Genomic DNA, 1,883 nt, shown 5'->3' with positions numbered 1-1,883 from the left:
CCTGTCGGAATACGAGGTGCTGGACGCGGCGGCGCGCAAGCTGTCATGGCTGGCGCTGTCCCCGCTGACCGGGCGTACCCACCAGCTTCGCGTGCATTGCGAGGCGCTGGGCAACCCCATACTGGGGGATCCGAAATATGGCGGTGACATAGCTCATGTCGCGGGGTTCGTGGACAGGCTACACCTGCATGCCCGCAGGCTGGAGCTGCCGCACCCGGCGGGGGGCACATTGGTGGTCGAGGCGGATCTGCCGCCGCATATGCGTGAGACATTCCGGCAGATCGGGTTTGTCGCCCCCCAGCCCGCGCCCTGTCGGCGCATCTAGGGCCGGGATGGCAGGGTAACGGTACAGGACAGGAAGCGAGATGGCACAGAACGGAAATGCGCGACGGATACTGCTGGGTTCCGCCGTGGCCCTGATAGTGGTGGCAGGCGGGGCGGGACTTGCGGTCAGGTCCATGCTGGACCCCGATGCGCTGCGCAGCCGGGCCATCGCCGCGATCGAGAAGCAGACCGGCAGGCAGGTGCGCATGGGCGCGCTGGATTTCCATGTCTTCCCCTCCCTTTCGCTGTCGGTGCGCGATGTCGGCCTGTCGGACATGGCGGGCGGGGCCTATACGGACATGCTCACGGCGGACCGGCTGACGGCGCGGCTGGGCCTGATGGCGCTGCTGCACCATGAAATCCAGCTTGAGGGCCTGACGCTCGACCATCCCGTCGCCCATCTCGAACGCACGGAACGGGGGGAGGCCAACTGGCGTCTTTCCCCCACCAGCGCGCAGGCCAGCGTCAGGCCGGACGCGGCGACGAAACAGGCGGCGTCGGACTGGAAGGTGCAGATCGGCAGCATCCGCGTCACCAATGCCGACCTGGACTGGGATGACCGCCTTTCGGGCAGCCGGGGCAAGGTGGTGCTGGACCACGTCAACCTGAGCGATGTCAGCGGTGAACAGCCCCGGATCGACGTGGCGGGCCATAACGAGAAGGGCAGTTTCACGCTGGCGGGCCATACCGGCCCGATCACCCTGACCTCCACGGCGCGTTCCGGCTGGCCGGTGGCGTTGCAGGCGGCGTTCAGCGCGGGTGGCCAGCAGGTGGGCAAACTGGCCGTCGATGGTTCGGTGGCCGACCCCGACCACATGAAGGGCTACAGGATCCGGCTTGATGGCAATCTCACCAGCTTGGCGCGATCGCGGCCGTGGTGCCGGGGCTGGATCTGCCCGATGTGCGCCGCCTGTCGTTCAGGGCCGACGTGGTGGATGGCAGCGCGCCGGACAAGGAAGGCAGCACGCCACTGTTCAACAGCGTGCATCTGGACACGGGCGCGGTGGATGCGGGGCGCTACGTCGCGGGGCTGACGCTGGAGGCCTGTCGATCGACGCGCCAGGCCCGAAGGACAGTGTCACCATCCGCAGTCAGGGCAGGTGGCAGGGGCAGGGCCTGAAGCTTTCGGGCACGCTGGGTTCGCTCCAGCAGGTGGAGACGGCGGCGCTGTCGCATCTGGCCGAGCCGCTGCCGCTGTCGCTTGACCTGTCGGGGGATCCGGGCGCGCTGCGTGTGGCGGGCACGCTGGGCGGGTCGCGCGCGGTGGTGAACGTATCGGCCACGGCGGGGCATCTGCTTTTGCCCAATGGCGCGGCGCTGGACCATCTGCAGGCCGCCTCCCATCTGGTGAGCGAGGATAACGGCGCGCATTTCCAGCTTTCGGACATCGCGGTCAAGAGCACGCAGGCATCCTTCACCGGGGCGCTGGACCTGTCGGTTCATGGCGGGCATGACGGCGTGCCGCTGCTCAGCGGCACGATTGATTCGAGCTGGCTGAACGTGGACGCCTGATGGGCCAGGGCGCGAAGGCCGAGGCCACGGGCACCACCGCGCCCACG

2 protein-coding genes and 1 pseudogene are annotated in these 1,883 nt (G+C 68.4%); all 3 read left to right on the top strand.

Annotated elements, in window-relative coordinates:
* Nucleotides 1-325: pseudogene (locus JCM25156_RS25095) on the top strand (RNA pseudouridine synthase); the annotation flags it as partial.
* A 40-nt stretch (nucleotides 326-365) separates the two neighbouring features.
* Nucleotides 366-1,358 carry an AsmA family protein gene (locus JCM25156_RS25090; RefSeq protein WP_025813775.1) on the top strand — a complete coding sequence of 331 codons (993 nt, stop codon included), beginning with the start codon at nucleotides 366-368 and terminating at the stop codon, nucleotides 1,356-1,358.
* Between the two features lie 118 nt (nucleotides 1,359-1,476).
* On the top strand, nucleotides 1,477-1,836 hold the full coding sequence (locus JCM25156_RS31420; protein ID WP_025813774.1) for an AsmA family protein: 360 nt from the start codon (nucleotides 1,477-1,479) through the stop codon (nucleotides 1,834-1,836).
* Nucleotides 1,837-1,883: the final 47 nt, after the last annotated feature.

It is taken from the genome of Komagataeibacter kakiaceti JCM 25156 (assembly GCF_000613305.1).
This window is presented reverse-complemented; position numbering and strand designations above follow the sequence as displayed.